The sequence below is a fragment of the Burkholderia sp. 22PA0106 genome, assembly GCF_047497155.1.
In the GTDB taxonomy this organism is placed as follows: domain Bacteria; phylum Pseudomonadota; class Gammaproteobacteria; order Burkholderiales; family Burkholderiaceae; genus Burkholderia.
This window is the reverse complement of record NZ_CP163163.1, coordinates 404,328-420,084: the sequence shown is the minus strand read 5'-3', so window position 1 is coordinate 420,084 and position 15,757 is coordinate 404,328. Positions and strand designations below refer to the sequence as shown.

General features: G+C 67.9%; 13 protein-coding genes. 8 read left to right on the top strand and 5 right to left on the bottom strand.

Going from position 1 to position 15,757, the window contains the following annotated elements:
• Nucleotides 1–20 precede the first annotated feature (20 nt).
• Nucleotides 21–983 carry a thioredoxin-disulfide reductase gene (trxB, locus tag AB4850_RS16780; protein ID WP_414444158.1) on the top strand — a complete coding sequence of 321 codons (963 nt, stop codon included), beginning with the start codon at nt 21–23 and terminating at the stop codon, nt 981–983.
• A gap of 167 nt (nt 984–1,150) precedes the next feature.
• On the top strand, nt 1,151–1,942 hold the full coding sequence (locus tag AB4850_RS16775; protein ID WP_414444157.1) for a Smr/MutS family protein: 792 nt from the start codon (nt 1,151–1,153) through the stop codon (nt 1,940–1,942).
• A gap of 136 nt (nt 1,943–2,078) precedes the next feature.
• Here AB4850_RS16775 and AB4850_RS16770 read toward each other — a convergent pair whose 3' ends face one another.
• The 4 genes from AB4850_RS16770 to AB4850_RS16755 all read right to left on the bottom strand — a co-directional run bounded on the left by AB4850_RS16770 (nt 2,079) and on the right by AB4850_RS16755 (nt 6,484).
• Nucleotides 2,079–3,197 carry an ABC transporter ATP-binding protein gene (locus tag AB4850_RS16770; RefSeq protein ID WP_414444156.1) on the bottom strand — a complete coding sequence of 373 codons (1,119 nt, stop codon included), beginning with the start codon at nt 3,195–3,197 and terminating at the stop codon, nt 2,079–2,081.
• A 106-nt stretch (nt 3,198–3,303) separates the two neighbouring features.
• Nucleotides 3,304–4,161, bottom strand: coding sequence for a carbohydrate ABC transporter permease (locus tag AB4850_RS16765; RefSeq protein ID WP_414444155.1), 858 nt, complete (start codon nt 4,159–4,161; stop codon nt 3,304–3,306).
• On the bottom strand, nt 4,151–5,092 hold the full coding sequence (locus AB4850_RS16760) for a carbohydrate ABC transporter permease (RefSeq protein WP_414444154.1): 942 nt from the start codon (nt 5,090–5,092) through the stop codon (nt 4,151–4,153). The genes AB4850_RS16765 and AB4850_RS16760 overlap by 11 nt, the downstream gene beginning before the upstream one ends.
• 147 nt (nt 5,093–5,239) lie before the next feature.
• A complete protein-coding gene (locus AB4850_RS16755) occupies nt 5,240–6,484 on the bottom strand; it encodes an ABC transporter substrate-binding protein (protein ID WP_414444153.1) in 1,245 nt (414 codons plus the stop codon).
• A 539-nt stretch (nt 6,485–7,023) separates the two neighbouring features.
• Between AB4850_RS16755 and zwf the strand changes: the two genes are divergently transcribed.
• The 3 genes from zwf to AB4850_RS16740 all read left to right on the top strand — a co-directional run bounded on the left by zwf (nt 7,024) and on the right by AB4850_RS16740 (nt 11,170).
• Nucleotides 7,024–8,496, top strand: coding sequence for a glucose-6-phosphate dehydrogenase (zwf, locus tag AB4850_RS16750; RefSeq protein ID WP_414444152.1), 1,473 nt, complete (start codon nt 7,024–7,026; stop codon nt 8,494–8,496).
• Nucleotides 8,497–8,595: 99 nt separating this feature from the next.
• Nucleotides 8,596–9,276, top strand: coding sequence for a 6-phosphogluconolactonase (pgl, locus tag AB4850_RS16745; protein WP_414444151.1), 681 nt, complete (start codon nt 8,596–8,598; stop codon nt 9,274–9,276).
• A complete protein-coding gene (locus AB4850_RS16740) occupies nt 9,254–11,170 on the top strand; it encodes a bifunctional transcriptional regulator/glucokinase (RefSeq protein WP_414444150.1) in 1,917 nt (638 codons plus the stop codon). The genes pgl and AB4850_RS16740 overlap by 23 nt, the downstream gene beginning before the upstream one ends.
• A gap of 98 nt (nt 11,171–11,268) precedes the next feature.
• Here the strand turns inward: AB4850_RS16740 and AB4850_RS16735 are convergent, their stop codons facing one another.
• A complete protein-coding gene (locus AB4850_RS16735) occupies nt 11,269–12,483 on the bottom strand; it encodes a Bcr/CflA family multidrug efflux MFS transporter (protein ID WP_414444149.1) in 1,215 nt (404 codons plus the stop codon).
• Nucleotides 12,484–12,722: 239 nt separating this feature from the next.
• Here AB4850_RS16735 and AB4850_RS16730 point away from each other — a divergent pair, with 239 nt between their 5' ends.
• The 3 genes from AB4850_RS16730 (at nt 12,723) to ribD (ending at nt 15,738) form a co-directional block, all read left to right on the top strand.
• Nucleotides 12,723–13,184, top strand: coding sequence for a hypothetical protein (locus tag AB4850_RS16730; protein ID WP_414444148.1), 462 nt, complete (start codon nt 12,723–12,725; stop codon nt 13,182–13,184).
• A 130-nt stretch (nt 13,185–13,314) separates the two neighbouring features.
• On the top strand, nt 13,315–14,598 hold the full coding sequence (hemL, locus tag AB4850_RS16725; RefSeq protein ID WP_414444147.1) for a glutamate-1-semialdehyde 2,1-aminomutase: 1,284 nt from the start codon (nt 13,315–13,317) through the stop codon (nt 14,596–14,598).
• Nucleotides 14,599–14,619: 21 nt separating this feature from the next.
• Nucleotides 14,620–15,738: a bifunctional diaminohydroxyphosphoribosylaminopyrimidine deaminase/5-amino-6-(5-phosphoribosylamino)uracil reductase RibD gene (gene ribD, locus AB4850_RS16720; protein WP_414444146.1), complete on the top strand. Its 1,119-nt coding sequence runs from the start codon at nt 14,620–14,622 to the stop codon at nt 15,736–15,738.
• The last annotated feature ends 19 nt before the right edge of the window (nt 15,739–15,757 follow it).

Below are 15,757 nucleotides of genomic sequence, written 5' to 3'. Positions count from 1 at the left end.
GCATTTTACGGATCCTGCACATGTCCACGTCCAAACACGCGAAAGTCCTGATTCTCGGTTCCGGCCCCGCCGGCTATACCGCCGCGGTGTACGCCGCCCGCGCCAACCTGTCGCCGCTCCTGATCACCGGCCTCGCGCAAGGCGGTCAACTGATGACCACGACCGACGTCGAAAACTGGCCGGCCGATCCGAACGGCGTGCAAGGCCCCGAACTGATGCAGCGTTTCTTCGAGCACGCCGAGCGCTTCAACACGGAAATCGTGTTCGACCACATCCACACGGCCAAGCTCGAAGAGAAACCGATCCGCCTGATCGGCGATTCGGGCGAATACACCTGCGATTCGCTGATCATCTCGACCGGCGCGTCGGCCCAATACCTCGGCCTGGCCTCGGAAGAAGCGTTCATGGGCAAGGGCGTGTCGGCCTGCGCCACCTGCGACGGCTTCTTCTACCGCAACCAGGAAGTCGCCGTGATCGGCGGCGGCAACACGGCCGTCGAGGAAGCGCTCTACCTGACCGGCATCGCCAAGAAGGTCACCGTGATCCACCGCCGCGACAAGTTCCGCGCCGAACCGATCCTGATCGATCGCCTGCTGGAGAAGGAAAAGGAAGGCAAGGTCGAGATCAAGTGGAACCACGTGCTCGACGAAGTGACCGGCGACGCCTCCGGCGTGACGGGCGTGAAGATCAAGCACACCGGCACCGGCGAAACCGAGGCGATCGCGCTGCAGGGCGTGTTCGTCGCGATCGGCCACAAGCCGAACACGGACCTGTTCCAGGGCCAGCTCGAAATGAAGGACGGCTACATCGTCACGAAGAGCGGCCTGGCCGGCAACGCCACCGCCACCAACATCCCGGGCGTGTTCGCGGCCGGCGACGTGCAGGATCACATCTACCGCCAGGCGATCACCAGCGCCGGCACGGGCTGCATGGCCGCGCTGGACGCCCAGCGCTACCTCGAAAGCCTGCACGACGGCAAGTAAGCCGGCCACGCGGCCGGGCGGCGACGCTACAATATCGCCGCCATGCGCCGCAGCCCGCTTCCGCTTTCCGAAGGCCGCTGCCCCGCGCAGCGGCCTTTTTGCATGCGCCCCCGGCCTGCCGGGCAGCGTCCCGGGCACTCCCGCCCCACTTCGATCCGTAGACCATCATGGCGAAGAACCAGCCCCATCCGAGCGACCCGGCCAAGCGCCGCGCCGCCCTCAAGCCGGCCGAACCGATCGCGCCGGCCGCTCCCATGCCCGCGCCCGGTGCGCTGAAAGGCCAGAGCCTGTCCGGCCTCGGTTCGCTGCGCGATGCGCTGAAAGGCGAATCCGAGCGGCGCGAGAAGCAGCAGGTGCAGGCCGCGCGCGAGGCGCGCGAATCCGCGGTCAACGCGAACCTGTTCCGCAACGAAATTGGCGCAATCACGCCGCTGGCCAGCGCGCCGCGCGTAAACGCGCGGCGCGCGCCGCCGCAGCCGGTGCCGCAGCAAACGCGTCTGGACGAGGAAGCCGTGCTGTCGGAAACCCTGTCCGACGAGTTCGACCCGGAAACGCTGCTCGATACCGACGAAAGCCTGTACTACCACCGCCCCGGCATCAGCCGCGAGGTCGTGCGCAAGCTGCGCAGCGGCGCGTGGATCGTGCAGTCGCAGCTCGACCTGCACGGCATGCGCCGCGACGAGGCGCGCGAGGCGCTGGCCGCCTTCATCCGCGAGGCCGGCAAGAAGGGCCTGCGCTGCCTGCGCGTAATCCACGGCAAGGGGCTCGGCTCGATCGGCAAGGAGCCGGTGCTCAAGGGCAAGGTGCGCGCGTGGCTGGTGCAGAAGGAAGAAGTGATCGCGTTCTGCGAGGCGCGCGGCAACGACGGCGGCGCCGGCGCGGTGCTGGTGCTGCTGCAACCGTTGACGGTGACGTCCGGCCATCCGGCAGAACGCGGGCTGCCGCGCGCGGCGGGCTGAAGCGCACACACGCGGTTTTCCTCGCGCAAGAACGCCCGCGCGATCGCTGCCTAAAACGAAGCGGGCCACCCGAAGGTGGCCCGTGTGTCCTGGCCGATGCCGAGCGGCGCAACCGCGCCGCCCTCACCGCGCGCCATCAAGCGATCCGCGCTTCCGTCGCCGGATCGAACACCACCGCCTTCGACACGTCGAACAGCAGCTTCAGTTGCTGCTTCGGCTGCGGGTTCGCGGCCGGGTGCACGCGGCTCACGATGCGCTTGCCGTTGACCTGCGCGAACACGTGCGTATCGGGGCCGGTCGGCTCCGTCACGTCGACGATCACGTCGATCGGCTGCAGCGTCGAGGCCTGGCCGTCGTGCGCGTTGCGCGCATCGGTGATGCGCTCGGGGCGCAGGCCGAGAATCACTTCACGACCCACGTGGCCGGCCAGCTTCGAGCGCTCGAACGGCAGGTTCAGCACGCCGCGCGTGGCGCCCGTGTCGATCTCCATGCCCACGCCGCCGCCCTGCTCGACCACCTTGCCCGTGATGAAATTCATCGGCGGCGCGCCGATGAAGCCCGCCACGAACAGGTTCGACGGCGAATCGTAGATATCCTGCGGCGCGCCGAACTGCTGCACCACGCCGTCCTTCATCACCGCGATACGGTCGCCGAGCGTCATCGCCTCGATCTGGTCGTGCGTCACGTAGACGATCGTGGTGCCCAGGCGCTGATGCAGCAGCTTGATTTCGGCGCGCATCTCGATGCGCAGCTTCGCGTCGAGGTTCGACAGCGGTTCGTCGAACAGGAACAGCGACGGGTCGCGCGCGAGCGCCCGGCCCATCGCCACGCGCTGGCGCTGGCCGCCCGACAGCTGGCCCGGCTTGCGGTCGAGCAGGTGCTCGATCTGCAGCATTGCCGAAACACGGTCGACGATCTGCTTCTGCTCGGCCTTCGGCACCTTGCGGATGGTCAGGCCGAACAGGATGTTCTCGCGCACCGTCATCGACGGATAGAGCGCGTACGACTGGAACACCATCGCGATGTCGCGATCCTTCGGCGACAGGTCGTTGACGACCTTGCCGTCGATGCGGATCTCGCCCTTCGTGACGGTTTCGAGGCCGGCGATCATGTTGAGCAGCGTCGACTTCCCGCAGCCCGAACCCCCGACCAGAATCAGGAACTGGCCGTCCTCGATGTCGATGTCGACACCCTTCAGGACCGGCACCCCGTTCGGATAGGTCTTGTACACGTCACGGATGGAAAGGCTTGCCATGCTGTGAATCCTCTGTCTCTGGTGCGGCGTCGAGCGCCGCGTCGGTTCTGCTCGCCGCGCGGGACACGCCCGCGCGACCGGTTCGTTGGTCCGGAATGGCCGGTCGTCAGCCCTTCACCGCGCCCGCCGTCAGGCCGCGCACGAAGTAGCGGCCGGCGACCACGTACACCAGCAGCGTGGGCAGCGCGGCGATGATCGCGCCGGCCATGTCGACGTTGTATTCCTTCACGCCCGTCGACGTATTCACGAGGTTGTTCAGCGCCACGGTGATCGGCATCGAATCGACGCCCGAGAACACGATGCCGAACAGGAAGTCGTTCCAGATCTGCGTGAACTGCCAGATCAGGCAGACCATGAAGATCGGCAGCGACACCGGCATCAGGATCCGCGTGAAGATCGTGAAGAAGCCGGCGCCGTCGATGCGCGCGGCCTTCACCAGCTCGGCCGGGATGCTCACGTAGAAGTTGCGGAAGAACATGGTGGTGAACGCGATGCCGTACACGACGTGCACCAGCACCAGGCCGGTGGTGGTGTTGGCGAGACCGAGATAGCCTTCGACGCGCGCCATCGGCAGCAGGATCACCTGGAACGGGATGAAGCAGCCCACCAGCAGCAGCGTGAACAGCGCGTCGACGCCACGGAAGCGCCAGTGCGTGAGCACGTAGCCGTTGAACGCGCCGATCAGCGACGAGATCAGCACGGCCGGGATCACCATCTTCAACGAGTTGAAGAAGAACGGCCGCATGCCGTCGCAGCGCACGCCGGTACAGGCCGAGCCCCAGGCCTTGAGCCAGGGGTCGATGGTCCAGCTGGTGGGCGGGGTCAGCAGGTTGCCGGTGCGCAACTGGTCGAGATCCTTGAAGGAGGTCGACAGCATCACGTACAGCGGGAACAAGAAGTAGATCGCGAACAGGATCAGCACCGCGTAAATGACGGCGCGGCTCATCGTCATCTTAGGCTGCATTGCGGGTGCTCCTCGATTCCATATACATCAGCGGCACCAGCACCGCGACGACAGTAGCCAGCATCATCACCGACGAGGCCGCGCCGACGCCGAGCTGGCCGCGATTGAACGAATAGGTATACATGAACATGGCGGGCAGCGACGACGAGGTGCCCGGGCCGCCTGCCGTCAACGCCACCACCAGGTCGAACGTCTTGATCGTGATGTGGCAGAGGATCAGCAGCACCGAGAAGAACACCGGGCGCATGCTCGGGATCACGATCTTGCGGTAGATGGTCGGCAGCGTCGCGCCGTCCACCTGGGCCGCCTTGAAGATCTCGCCGTCCACGCCGCGCAGGCCGGCCAGGAACAGCGCCATCACGAAGCCCGTGGATTGCCAGACGGCCGCGATCACCACGCAGAAGATCGCCTTGTCCGGATCGTCGAGCCAGTCGAACGAGAAGCTCGCCCAGCCCCAGTCGTGCATCACCTTCTCCAGGCCGAGGCCCGGGTTCAGGATCCACTGCCAGGCCGTGCCCGTGACGATGAACGACAGCGCCATCGGATACAGGAACACGGCGCGCAGCGCGCCTTCGTTGCGGATGCGCTGATCGAGCAGGATCGCGAGGAACAGCCCGAGCCCGACGCAGACCGCGATGAACGGAATGCCGAACCAGGCCAGATTGGCGGCCGAGGTCCACCAGACATCGTTCTGGAACAGGTCGGTGTAACGGCCGAAGCCGTCGAACGTGTAGTTGGGCAACAGTCGCGACTTGGTCAGCGACAGGTAGCCGGTAATGACGATGAAGCCGTAGATGAACACCACGGCGATCGCGATGCTGGGCGCGAGCACCAGCTTCGGTATCCAGCGATCGGCCAATGCCGAGAGCGGCGACGTGCGGCGGGCGACGTCGGCGCGGCCGGGTTCGTTTCCGCTGAGAGGGGCAGCCACTTGTTTCGACTCCTGGAACGGGGGCGCCGGCCACCTGCGAACAGGCGCGCGGCATCGGGCACGACACGGACCGGCGGCAGCCGGCCCGTTTGCGACGGCGCGGGCAAGGCGCGGGCCGTCAGCCGGCCGCGCCCCGCCCTCACCGCATTACTTCACCTTCGCGGCCTTCGCGAGGGCGGCAACCGCTGCCTTCGGATCTTCCTGCGAGTTCATGAACTTGGTCACGACATCGCTGATCGCGCCGGCGGTGGCATCGCCCTGCGCCATGCCGTGAGCGAGCGACGGCACGTAACCACCGGCCTTCAGCGCGCCCTGCTCATCCGCGTAGGACTTCTTCGCGCAGTCGTCGTACTTGTCCATCTTCACGCCCAGGCGAACCGGGATCGAGCCCTTCAGCAGGCTGAACTGCTCCTGGAAATCCGGCGTCATGATGGTCTTGGCGAGCGCGAGCTGGCCTGGCGTCGGCTTGTCCGAACCCTTCTGCTGGAAGAACACGAACGAATCGACGTTGAACGTGTAGGCCTTCGCCGTGCCCGGCACCGCCGCGCAGACGTAATCCTTGCCCGCCTTCTTGCCGGCGCCTTCGAACTCGCCCTTGGCCCAGTCGCCCATGAACTGGACGCCGGCCTTGCCGTTGATGACCATGGCCGTGGCCAGGTTCCAGTCGCGGCCGTTGCGGCCCGAGTCGAAGTAGCCCTGGATCTTGCGCACCGTGTTGAACACGTCGAGCATCTTCGGCGAGGTCAGCGTGCCCTGGTCGAGATCGACGATCGCCTTCTTGTAGAAGTCGGCGCCTTCGGACAGCACGACGTCTTCCCACAGCGTCAGGTCCTGCCACGGCTGGCCGCCCATCGCGATCGGCTGGATGCCGGCGGCCTTCATCTTGTCGGCCATCTGGAAGAATTCCGGCCAGGTCGTCGGCACCTTGCCGCCGACCTTGTCGAGCGCGGCCTTGTTGATGTACATCCAGTTCACGCGGTGCACCGAGAACGGCGCGGCCACGTAATGCCCCTTGTACTTGATGATCTTGTCGATTTCCGGCGGCAGGTTCTTGCTCCAGTCGCCCGCCACCGAATCGATGTTGACGAGCACGCCCTGGTCGGCCCAATCCTGGATCAGCGGGCCCTTGATCTGCGCGGCCGACGGTGCGTCGCCGCTGATCACCTTGGTCTTGAGCGCCGTCATGGCTGCCGCGCCCGCGCCGCCGGCCACCGCGAAGTCCTTCCACACGTAGCCCTGCTTCTGCACGTCGTCCTTCAGCACGCCGACCGCCTTCGACTCACCACCCGACGTCCACCAGTGCAGCACCGTGACGTCTTCCGCCTGCGCCGAGGCGGTGCCGATCATCAGGCCTGCGGCGCACAGCGCGCCCATCATCGCGCGAATCTTCATTGTCTATCTCCTCCGGATTGATTGAACCGACTCTTGGGGCTCCCGTTCATGCGGAAGCCGTCTTGCCAACAAGCAGCGAAACGTCGCAACCGGGATATCACGCCGCGAACGACCGGACACGGTCGGGCCGTTGCCGGCCGCGGGCGCTCAGGGACTGACTGAGTGGATCGAGATTCAAAGACTTGTCTCCTCTGATCTGATGGTTCCGGTTACGCCGCCGCGCGACGCCGAACCTCGGGGCCGTCGCGGACCGGCGCACGATGCGTTTCGCCAATGTCCTTTAACATGCGGTCTCGGCGCGCTGCCGCACCGGCCGTCCTGCTCGAAGAGCGCGCTACCCCGATGTCTCGTGTGCGCTTCTTTTTCTTCGTTCAGGTCTACCCCTTGCGGCGGATTGTAGTTAAACTACAATTCAGTGTCAAAAATATTTTTATCGCACTACGGCTCCGGTTTCCGCCGTCCGCGCCCGTCGGAACGGCCTCGCACACCGGTGTCGATAACATGCCGCGGTGCGGGCATTCCCAACCGGGCGGAGACACATGCACACCGATTCCAGCAGCTTCACCTTCGTTCTGTTCGGCGGCACCGGCGACCTGTCGATGCGCAAGATCCTGCCTGCCCTGTTCGAGGCCCACCGGGCCAACATGCTGGCCGATTCCGGGCGCATCGTCGGCGTCGCGCGCAACGACACCGATCGCGACGGCTATCACCGCTGGGTCGAGGAACACGTCAAGCCGCATGCGAAGAAGGCTGCCGGCAGCGCGTTCGACGACACCGCATGGCAGCGTTTTCTCGCACGCATCGATTACGTCAATCTCGATCTCGGCCGTCCGGAAGACTACCGCGTGCTGCGCGAGGCGATCGGTACGCTGCCGGGCACGCGGGTGTTCTATCTGGCCACCGGGCCGTCGTTGTTCGAGCCGATCTGCAAGGCGCTGGCCGGCGTGGGCCTGGACGAAGGCGCGCGCATCGTGCTGGAAAAACCGCTCGGCTACGACCTGGCCTCGTCGAACGCGATCAACGATGCAGTGGGCGAGATCTTCGCGGAAGAGCAGATCTACCGGATCGATCACTACCTCGGCAAGGAGCCGGTGCAGAACCTGCTCGCGCTGCGTTTCGGCAATGCGCTGTTCGAGCCGCTGTGGCGCCGCGACTGGGTCGAGAGCATCCAGATCACCATCGCGGAAGAGCTCGGCGTGGAAGCGCGCGGCGATTTCTACGACAACACCGGCGCGTTGCGCGACATGGTGCAGAACCACCTGTTGCAACTGCTGTCGATCGTCGCGATGGAGCCGCCCCACTCGATGGATTCGGATTCGGTCCGCAACGAGAAGCTGCGCGTGCTGCGCGCGCTCAAGCCGATCGACGCGCGCGACATCAGCAAGGTAGCGGTGCGCGGCCAGTATCACGCCGGCACCATCAAGGGCCTGCCGGTGCCCGGCTATGCGACCGAACCGGGCGTGAAGGCCGACAGCACCACCGAAACCTACGTCGCGCTGAAGGTGGAAATCGAAAACTGGCGCTGGGCCGGCGTGCCGTTCTTCCTGCGCACCGGCAAGCGGCTGGCCGATCGGGTGGCCGAGATCGTCGTCAACTTCCGCGCGGTGCCGCATTCGGCGCTCGGCCCCAATGCGCTGCGCGCCGGTGCGAACCGGCTCGTGATCCGCCTGCAGCCGAACGAAACGATCCGCCTCTATTGCCTCGCCAAGCAGCCCGGCGAAGGCATGAACCTCGCCAGCGTCCACCTCGATCTCGCCTTCGACCAGTTCTTCAAGGAAGGCCAGATGGAGGCGTACCAGCGCCTGCTGCTCGACGTGATCAACGGCCGCCTCGCGCTGTTCGTGCGACGCGACGAGCAGGAAGCCGCGTGGCGCTGGGTCGAGCCGTTGCAGACCGAATGGCAGAAAACGCTCAAGCCGCCCAAGCCGTACGCGGCGGGCACCTGGGGGCCGGCCGCCGCGAGCGCGATGCTCGCGCAGCACGGCACCTGCTGGCTCGAAGAAGAAAACTGAAACCGATGCGCAGCGCAACGCGGCCCACCCGCCGCGCCACGTCACGCCGGAGCATCCCCGCATGACCCACGAATTCGATACAAGCAGCCTGGAGGAGAAGTGATCGAGCTTCACGCTTTCGAAAGCCCGCAAGCCCAGTGCGATGCACTTGCACGGGCGGTCGGCGCGGCGCTGCAAGCGCCGCTCGCCGAGCACGCGCGGGCAACGCTCGCCGTCTCGGGCGGCACCAGCCCGCGCCCGTTCCTGCAGACGCTGTCGCACTACGCGCTCGACTGGCGCCACGTCGATGTCACCCTGGTCGACGACCGCTGGGTGGCCGACGCCGACGGCGCCAGCAACGCCCGACTGGTGCGTGACACGCTGCTGCAAAACGCGGCCGCCGGCGCGCGCTTCCTGCCGATCGTCGACACCGCCGCCACGCTCGATGCCCACGTCGCCGCGCTGAACGCGAACCCGGCGTACGCGCTGCCGAACGTCGCCGTGCTCGGCATGGGCGAGGACGGCCACACCGCCTCGATCTTCGCCGACGCCCCCGAATGGGAGCAGGCGATCACCACGCCGGCGCGCTACGTCGCCGTGCATCCGGGCGCCGCGCCGCACCCGCGCGTGAGCCTGTCGCTCGACGCGCTGCGCCGCGTCGACCGGCTGTTCCTGCTGATCTCGGGCGCGCGCAAGCGCGAGGTGCTCGAAGCCGCCACCGCCGCGCCGCAACGCAACGCGATTTCCCAACTGGCCAACGACAAGGGGACCCAGCTCGATGTCTACTGGTGCGCAAACTAAGCCGCTTGCCGGCCAGCACGCCGACGGCCCGCGCCTGCTCGCCGACGTGGGCGGCACGAACGCGCGCTTCGCGCTCGAAGTCGGCCCCGGCGAAATCACGCAGATCCGCGTGTATCCGGGCGCCGATTACCCGACGCTGACCGACGCGATCCGCAAGTATCTGAAGGACGTCAAGATCGGCCGCGTCAACCACGCCGCGATCGCCATCGCCAACCCGGTCGATGGCGACCAGGTGCAGATGACCAACCACGACTGGAGCTTCTCGATCGAGGCCACGCGCCGCGCGCTCGGCTTCGACACGCTGCTGGTGGTCAACGATTTCACCGCGCTCGCGATGGCGCTGCCGGGCCTGACCGACGCGCAGCGTCAGCAGGTCGGCGGCGGCGCGCGCCGCCAGAACAGCGTGATCGGCCTGATGGGGCCGGGCACCGGCCTCGGCCTGTCGGGGCTGATTCCGGCCGACGACCGCTGGATCGCGCTCGGCAGCGAAGGCGGCCACGCCAGCTTCGCGCCGATGGACGAGCGCGAGGATCTGGTCATGCAGTACGCGCGCAAGAAGTGGCCGCATGTGTCGTTCGAGCGCGTGTGCGCCGGGCCGGGCATCGAGGTCATCTATCGCGCGCTGGCGGCCCGCGACAAGAAGCGCGTGGCGGCCGGCGTCAGCACGCCCGAGATCGTCGATCGCGCGCATGAAGGCGATGCGCTCGCGCTCGAGGCGGTGGACGTGTTCTGCGCGATCCTCGGCACGTTCGCCGGCAACCTGGCGGTCACGCTGGGCGCGCTCGGCGGCGTGTACGTGGGCGGCGGCGTGGTGCTCAAGCTCGGCGACCTGTTCCTGAAGTCGCGCTTTCGCGAGCGCTTCGAATCCAAGGGCCGCTTCTCCGATTACTGCGCGAACATTCCGACCTACCTGATCACGGCCGATTACCCGGCGTTCCTCGGCGTCTCGGCGATCCTGGCCGAGCAACTGTCGAACCGCTCCGGCGGCGCGTCCTCGGCCGTGTTCGAGCGGATTCGCCAGATGCGCGACGCGCTCACGCCGGCCGAACGCCGCGTGGCCGATCTCGCGCTGAACCATCCGCGCTCGATCATCAACGATCCGATCATCGACATCGCCCGCAAGGCCGACGTCAGCCAGCCGACCGTGATCCGCTTCTGCCGCTCGCTCGGCTGCCAGGGCCTGTCCGACTTCAAGCTGAAGCTGGCCACCGGCCTGACCGGCACGATCCCGATGAGCCACAGCCAGGTGCATCTGGGCGACACGGCCACCGATTTCGGCGCGAAGGTGCTCGACAACACGGTGTCCGCGATCCTGCAGTTGCGCGAGCATCTGAATTTCGAGCACGTCGAGAAGGCGATCGAGATCCTCAACAGCGCGCGTCGCATCGAGTTCTACGGGCTCGGCAACTCGAACATCGTCGCGCAGGACGCGCACTACAAGTTCTTCCGCTTCGGCATCCCGACCATCGCCTACGGCGACCTGTACATGCAGGCCGCGTCGGCGGCGCTGCTCGGCAAGGGCGACGTGATCGTGGCGGTGTCGAAGTCGGGCCGCGCGCCCGAGCTGATGCGCGTGCTCGACGTCGCGATGCAGGCCGGCGCGAAGGTGATCGCGATCACCTCCAGCAACACGCCGCTCGCCAAGCGCGCGACCGTGGCGCTCGAAACCGATCACATCGAGATGCGCGAATCGCAGTTGTCGATGATCTCGCGCATCCTGCATCTGGTCATGATCGACATCCTGGCGGTGGGCGTCGCGATTCGCCGCGCCGCGCCGAATGCCGAGCTGAACCAGGCGGTGACGCAGGCCAAGGCGCGCGCGGGCGACGACGAATCGTCCGACGTGCTCGACTGGCTGAGTCACGGCGTGGCGCCGGCCGCCGCGCGCGACTGAGCGACAGCGACGGTGGCGGCCTGACCGCCGCCGCATGCAAAAAGGGCTGGCGCCCGAAGGCGCCAGCCCTTTTTCGTTGCCACGCCGAATGCCGGCGATCAGTCGCCGCGCACCGGCCGACCGTGCCAGCGCAACACGAGCCGCCGCCCGACGAAGCACAGCGCACCGGTGATCGCGATCGTCACGCCCATGCCAAACGGCGTCCCGTCGGCGAGCAAGCCCACCACCGCGCTCGCCACGGCGCCGAGCCCGAGCTGCATCGCGCCGAACAGCGCGGCCGCCGCGCCCGCGTTGTGCGGATAGCGCACCATCAGGTCGGTCGAGCAGTTCGCCGACAGCAGCCCGATCACCCCCACCACGAAGAACAGGCCGGCCACGATCGACCACAGCCCGCCGATGCCGGTCAGCGCGAAGAACGCCACGCACAACGACGCCACGGCACTGACCAGCGAGGCCGCCGCGATCAAGCGCAGCGAGCCGACCCGCGCCACGAGCCGCGTATTGATGAAGTTGCCGATCATCACGCCGAGGATGTTCATGCCGAACAGCAGGCCGTAATGCTGCGCCGACACGTGGAAATATTCGATGTAGACGAACGGCGTGGCCGTGATGTAAGTGAGCAGCGACGCGAACGCCATGCCGCCGCACAGCATGTAGCCCCACGCAATCGGGTCGGCCAGGATGCGCCCGTACGACGCGAACGAACTGAAGATCGCCGACGAGTGGCGCTTCTCCTTCGGCCAGGTCTCGGGCACCTTCAGAAACGCCGCGATCGTGCAGCCCACGCCGAACAGCGCGAGCACCACGAAGATCGTGCGCCAGCCCGCGAAGCGCAGGATCTGGCCGCCGATCAGCGGTGCGAGCAGCGGCCCCACCGAGGTGACGATCGCCACCATCGACAGCACCTTGGCCGCGTCGGCGGGCTCGTGCGCGTCGCGCGCGATCGCCCGCGACAGCACCGAGGCCGCGCCCGCGCCGAGCGCCTGCACGAAGCGCAGCACGATCAGCGCATCGATCGACGGCGCCACGAAACAGCCCGCGCCCGCCACGGTAAACAGCATGATGCCGCCGAGCAGCACCGGCCGGCGGCCGAGCGAATCGGACAGCGGCCCGTACAGCAGCATGCCGATCGAGAAGCCCGCGATGAAGCTCGTCAGCGTCCACTGCACCGCGGCGGCGCTGGTGCCGAGGCTCTCGGCCACGGCGGGCATGCTCGGCAGGTACATATCGGTGCCGATCGGGCCGCAGGCGGCCAGTGCGCCGAGCAGCATGATCAACCGGGCGTCGGGCCGGCGCCGTATTGCATTCGACATGGAAATTCTCGGCTGCGGCCGGAACTTCACGCGTGGCGACGCGCGGCCCGGCTCGGTGGACATGGCGGCGGGACAGCCGCCGTGAACGCTCGATTGTACGCGCGCCCTCTCGATCGCGATGCCGAGCCGGCCGTCGCCGGCTGCCCTGGAAGCCTTGCCGGCACGCCGGCGCAGGCGTTTCGGGTAAGCTCGCGATTCCGTGTTCGCGCACCACCCCGCCTCGTCCGGCGCCCCTCGACATGACCGCCTTCCTGCTGATCTGGAGCCCCAAAAAATGGCCCTGGCCCGAGCTGCCCGAGGTCGCCGCGCGCGTGCGCGCCGGCGAAGCGGTGCAGGATGCCTGGGGCTGCGGCTTCTCGCGCAGCATCCTGCCCGGCGACCGCGTGTTCCTGCACCGCGTCGCGCAGGAGCCGAAGGGCGTGTTCGGCTCCGGCTACGTGACGCGCGCGCCGTACGAGGTGCCCGACGCCGGCACCCGGCGCGGCTACCGGCTCTGCATCGATTTCGTCTACGACTGGCTGGTGGACGGCCACCAGGAGGTGGTGATCGCGCGCGACGCGTTGCGGGTGCGCCCGTTCTCGGTACAGACCTGGGACGCCCAGACCTCGGGCACCTCGATCAAGCCGATGGCCGAAGGCGCGCTCGAAAAGCGCTGGGCCGAGCTGACCGGCAAGCGCCGGCCGCCGCCGCTGCCGCGCTGAGGGCGGGCCACCGGCCCGACGACGCCCGCCGCTCTTCGGTACAATCTGACGATCGTTTCGTCCGCCTGGGCGCGAGCGCGGCGCCCTGCCGCGCCGGCCCGGCCGCCGCCTCTCTACGCAGGTCCTATCCATGTCGAACAACCAAACCCTCTTCGAACGCGCCCAGCTGACCATCCCGGGCGGCGTCAACTCGCCCGTGCGCGCCTTCCGGTCGGTCGGCGGCACGCCGCGCTTCGTGTCGCGCGCCCAGGGCGCGCACTTCTGGGACGCGGACGGCAAGCGCTATATCGACTACATCGGCTCGTGGGGCCCGATGATCGTCGGCCACGTCCACCCCGAGGTGCTGGCCGCCGTGCAGGCCGTGCTGGCCGACGGCTTCTCGTTCGGCGCGCCGACCGAGGCCGAAATCGAGATCGCCGAGGAAATCTGCAAGCTGGTGCCGTCGATCGAGCAGGTGCGGATGGTGTCGAGCGGCACCGAAGCCACCATGAGCGCGCTGCGTCTGGCGCGCGGCTTCACGGGCCGCAGCCGCATCGTCAAGTTCGAGGGCTGCTATCACGGCCACGCCGACAGCCTGCTGGTCAAGGCCGGCTCCGGCCTGCTGACGTTCGGCAACCCGACCTCCGCGGGCGTGCCGGCCGACATCGCCAAGCACACCACGGTGCTCGAATACAACAACGTCGCCGCGCTCGAAGAGGCCTTCACGGCGTTCGGCGACGAGATCGCCGCCGTGATCGTCGAGCCGGTGGCCGGCAACATGAACCTGGTGCGCGGCTCGCAGGCGTTCCACGACGCGCTGCGCGCGCTCTGCACCCAGCACGGCGCCGTGCTGATCTTCGACGAAGTGATGTGCGGCTTCCGCGTGGCGCTCGGCGGCGCGCAGCAGCATTACGGCATCCAGGCCGACCTGACCTGCCTCGGCAAGGTGATCGGCGGCGGCATGCCGGCTGCCGCCTTCGGCGGCCGTCGCGACATCATGGCCCACCTCGCGCCGCTCGGCGGCGTCTACCAGGCGGGCACGCTGTCGGGCAACCCGATCGCCGTCGCCGCCGGCCTCAAGACGCTGAAGCTGATCCAGGCGCCGGGCTTCTACGAAGCGCTCACGGCGCAGACCAAGCGCCTCGCCGACGGCCTCGCGGCCGAAGCGAAGGCGGCCGGCGTGCCGTTCGCGGCCGACTCGATCGGCGCGATGTTCGGCCTGTATTTCACCGACACCGTGCCGGCCAGCTTCGCCGACGTGACCAAGAGCAACATCGAGCGCTTCAACCGCTTCTTCCATCTGATGCTCGACGAGGGCGTCTATTTCGCGCCGTCGGCCTACGAGGCCGGCTTCGTGTCGAGCGTGCACGACGACGCCGTGATCGACGAGACGCTCGCCGCCGCGCGCCGCGCGTTCGCCGCGCTCGCGGCCTGACCCTCTCGACCCGGAGACGCGATGTTCTCGGAAACTGATTTCGCGCACATGCAGCGCGCGCTCGATCTGGCGTCGCGCGGGATGTACACCACCACGCCGAACCCGCGCGTCGGCTGCGTGATCGTCAAGGACGGCGCGGTGATCGGCGAAGGCCACACCCAGCCGGCCGGGCAGGATCACGCCGAGGTGCAGGCCATGAAGGACGCGCGCTCGCGCGGCCACGACCTGCGCGGCGCGACCGTCTACGTGACGCTCGAACCGTGCAGCCATTTCGGCCGCACGCCGCCATGCGCGCTCGGGCTGATCGACGCGCGCGTCGGCAGGGTGATCGCCGCGATGGAAGACCCGAACCCGCAGGTGTCCGGCAAGGGGCTCGGCATGCTGCGCGACGCCGGCATCGAAGTGCGCTGCGGGCTGCTGTCCCAGGAAGCGCGCGAGATGAACATCGGCTTCGTGTCGCGCATGACGCGCGGCCAGCCGTGGGTGCGCATGAAGAGCGCCGCGTCGCTCGACGGCCGCACCGCGCTGCCGGGCGGCGAAAGCCAATGGATCACCGGCGAGGCCGCGCGCGCCGACGGCCACGCGTGGCGCGCACGCGCCTGCGCGATCCTGACCGGCATCGGCACCGTGCGCGAGGACGATCCGCAATTGACCGTGCGCGGCATCGATACGCCACGCCAGCCGCTGCGCGTGCTGATCGACAGCCGGCTCGAGATCCCGCTCGATGCGAAGCTGATGAGCGGCGCGCCGATCCTGATCTTCTGCGGTGCGCTCGATGCGGCCGGCGAAGGCCGCGCGGCCGCGCTGCGCGACCGCGGCGCCGAGGTCGTGCCGCTGGCCGACGTCAACGGCAAGGTCGATTTGCCCGCCATGCTGGCCATGCTCGGCAAGCGCGGCATCAACGAGCTGCATGTCGAGGCCGGCCACAAGCTGAACGGCTCGCTGCTGCGCGAGGGCTGCGTGGACGAATTGCTCGTCTATCTCGCACCCACCCTGCTCGGCGACAACGCCGCCGGCATGTTCAACCTGGTCGCGCCGGCCACGCTGGCCCAGCGCACCACGCTGCAATTCCATACCCTCGACCGGATCGGCGACGACCTGCGCATTCTCGCGCGCTTCGTCGCGCCTTCGGCTCACTGAACCTGCTCACGGAAATCAC